Source organism: Microbacterium sp. H6 (assembly GCF_003314775.1).
Taxonomy (GTDB): Bacteria; Actinomycetota; Actinomycetes; order Actinomycetales; family Microbacteriaceae; genus Microbacterium; species Microbacterium oxydans.
The window spans coordinates 4,123-7,045 of record NZ_QOAY01000179.1 but is presented as its reverse complement, the minus strand read 5'-3'; the positions used below and the strand labels follow the sequence as shown (position 1 = coordinate 7,045).

The window sequence follows — 2,923 nt, the reverse complement described above, 5'->3', positions numbered from 1 at the left end:
GCGATGGCGACTCCGAGCACTCCAGGGCCGGCGGGCACATCTACCCGCTCGGCTCGGTCGCCTATCCCGACGCGCAGCCCGTCTGATCGACAGCGAGAACAGGAGACACCATGGGCAATGCCGACATCATCCGCGAACACTACGCGGCGAGCGACCGCGGCGACCTCGACGGGATGCTCGCGCCGTTCGCACCCGATGTGCAGTGGACCGAGGCCGCCGGCTTCCCCTACGCGGGAACCTACATCGGCCCCGACGCGGTGGCCGCCAACGTGTTCCAGCGCATCCAGGAGGACTGGGACGACTACACCGTGGCCATCGACGAGGTCCTCGACGCCGGCGATGCGGTCGTGGGCATCGGCACCTACTCCGGCACCTATCGGCGCACCGGCCGCTTCTTCGCCGCACGGGTGGCCCATGTGTGGCGCCTGGCGGACGGCAAGGTCGTGGCCTTCGAGCAGTTCACCGACACCGAGCTCGTGTCCCGCGCACTGCGCGACTGAGCGACGCCACCCCATCACTGCACGACACGAACGGCACGCACAGCACGATCCGAACACGAGAGGCAGGAACCACATGAACAAGCGCGCATCAGGCGCCGCGGCACTCATCGCCGTGGCAGCCCTCGCCCTGGCCGGCTGCGCCGGAGGAGACGGCGGATCCGGTGGGGGCGACGGAGCCCCGATCGTGGTCGGGTCCATCAACACCATCAGCGGGCCGGCCACCTTCCCCGAGGCCTCCCAGGCGGCGGCCGCGGTCTTCGACGCCTTCAACGACGCCGGAGGACTGGACGGCCGCAAGATCGACTACAAGACCCTCGATGACAAGGGCGACCCCGCCACGGCGACCGCCTCGGCCAGGGAACTGGTCGGCAGCGACGGCGCCGTCGCGCTGGTCGGCTCCGCGAGCCTGATCGAGTGCGAGATCAACGCCAAGTACTACGAGCAGGAGAGCATCCTGTCGATGCCGGGAATCGGCGTCGACACCGGCTGCTTCGACAGCGAGAACATCTCGCCGGCGAACGTCGGCCCGTTCAACGACATGACCCTCACGCTGCAGTACGGATCCGAGGTGCTCGGGCTCGACGACATCTGCATCCTGCTGGAGATCGCCGGCTCCACCCGGCCGACCTACCAGGCCGCCATCGACAAGTGGTCGGAGATCACCGGCAAGGAGCCGAAGTACGTCGACGACACCGTCCCGTACGGCGCATCCGACTACACCCCGTACATCGTCAAGGCGCGCGAGGCCGGCTGCAAGGCCCTCGCGATCAACCCCGTCGAGCCGGACGCGATCGGTCAGGTCAAGGCCGCGAACGCCCAGGGCTGGGACGACGTCACCTGGCTGTACCTGACGAGCGTCTACAGCGAGAACTTCGCCGAGGCCGTGGACGATGCGGGAGCCGGCATCTACGTTCCCGCCGAGTTCTACCCGTTCACGGACGACAGCGAGATCAACGCCGACTGGCGCACCCTGATGGAGGACAACGACATCCCGCTGACGTCGTTCAGTCAGGGCGGCTACCTCGCGGCGACCTACTTCATCGAGGTGCTCAAGGGCATCGACGGCGACATCACCCGTGAGAGCGTCTCCGAGGCGCTGAAGAACATGGAGCCGATCGAGAACCCGATGGTCGGCACGCCCTACGCGTTCGGCACGCAGAACACCGCGGGCTGGCCGATCATCCTCAAGTCCGGCACCCACGCCTGGGAGCAGGTCGCCGACGACTGGCTCCGCATCGGCGAGTAGTCCACCAGACCGCCTGCCGCCGGGCGCATTACCGGCGGCAGGCACCTTCCCCCTCCCCCTCGGAACAGAAAGGACGCCCATGCTGCAAGGTGCCATCGCGGGGCTCGCCGCCGGCGGTCTCTACGCGGTTCTCGGCGTATGCCTGACGCTCATGTCCCGGCTCGTGCGGGTCGTGAACTTCGCCCAGGCCGCGACCGGCATGTTCGGCGGCTTCACAGCCGTGTGGTTCGTGCGCGAACTGGGGCTGCCCATCTGGGTCGGTTCCGTGCTCGGGGTGCTCGTGGCAGGGCTGCTGGCCGCGGCGATCGGCTTCATCGCTGCGACGTGGCTGTCCGAAGCGTCGACCACGACCCGCTCGGCGATGACCGTCGGCCCGCTGCTGCTGCTGATCTCGATGTCGTTCATCCTGTTCGGCAACAAACCGCAGCCGTTCGCGCCGATCATCGCCGGGCCCGCTTTCACGATCGGCGGCGTCGTCGTCAGCCAGGTCACGGTCGCAACCGTCGCGATGGCGATCGTGACGGCCATCGCCGTGCGCATCGTCCTGCGTCGCACCAGAGTCGGAACGCAGCTGCGCGCCCTCTCCGAGCGCCCCACGACGGCCGAGCTGCTCGGCATCCGCTCGCGGCCGCTCTCCATCGCGGTGTGGTTCGTCACGGGTGTGATCAGCGCGATCGCGATCATCATCGTGGCGCCGTCGCAGTCCAACGACGCGACGAGCCTGTCGATGCTCATCGTGCCCGCCGCCGCGGCCGCGCTCCTCGGCGGCTTCCGCCGTCTCGACCTCGCCGTCGCCGGCGGACTCATCCTCGGCGTGCTCGGCGGACTCGTCGCCCAGATCGGCGAGGTCGCGCTGGTGCGCAACTTCCTCCCGTTCCTGTTCATCGTCGTCCTGCTGCTCTGGACGCAGCGCAAGGAGGTGTGGGATGCCGCTCGTTGACCGCCCCTGGTTCCGGGTCACCTGGCCGTTCGCCGTCGCCCTCGTCGGCATCGGGGTCGGTGCGATCCTCAGCTCGGCCCTGCCCGGGTACTTCGTCTTCCTCGCCATCAGCGCGGTCACCGCCGCCATCGCCATCCTCGGCCTCGGCATCGTGACCGGCTCCGCAGGGATGATCGCCCTGTGCCAGCTCACGTTCGCAGCCGTCGGCGCCTGGATCGTGTCGCTGCTCAACGTTGT

The 2,923-nt window shown here is 68.6% G+C and carries 3 protein-coding genes and 1 pseudogene; all 4 read left to right on the top strand.

Annotated features, from left to right (window positions below; translation table 11 throughout):
• Positions 1 to 110: 110 nt before the first annotated feature.
• The gene (locus tag DSP71_RS11490) at positions 111 to 500 is read left to right on the top strand and encodes a nuclear transport factor 2 family protein (protein WP_058632455.1); all 390 of its coding nucleotides are present in this window, start codon (positions 111 to 113) and stop codon (positions 498 to 500) included.
• A 73-nt stretch (positions 501 to 573) separates the two neighbouring features.
• Positions 574 to 1,746 (top strand): ABC transporter substrate-binding protein, encoded by a 1,173-nt coding sequence (locus DSP71_RS11485; protein WP_046748894.1) that lies wholly within the window; start codon positions 574 to 576, stop codon positions 1,744 to 1,746.
• Positions 1,747 to 1,825: 79 nt separating this feature from the next.
• Positions 1,826 to 2,686 (top strand): branched-chain amino acid ABC transporter permease, encoded by an 861-nt coding sequence (locus DSP71_RS11480; protein ID WP_058632456.1) that lies wholly within the window; start codon positions 1,826 to 1,828, stop codon positions 2,684 to 2,686.
• Positions 2,673 to 2,923: pseudogene (locus tag DSP71_RS23645) on the top strand (branched-chain amino acid ABC transporter permease); the annotation flags it as partial. The gene DSP71_RS11480 and the pseudogene DSP71_RS23645, both read left to right, overlap by 14 nt.

What these genes read in the sequence shown, in the direction of transcription:
- DSP71_RS11490 (WP_058632455.1), top strand. Translation starts at nt 111, where the DNA reads ATGGGCAATGCCGACATCATCCGCGAACACTACGCGGCGAGCGACCGC.
- DSP71_RS11480 (WP_058632456.1), top strand. Translation starts at nt 1,826, where the DNA reads ATGCTGCAAGGTGCCATCGCGGGGCTCGCCGCCGGCGGTCTCTACGCG.
- DSP71_RS11485 (WP_046748894.1), top strand. Translation starts at nt 574, where the DNA reads ATGAACAAGCGCGCATCAGGCGCCGCGGCACTCATCGCCGTGGCAGCC.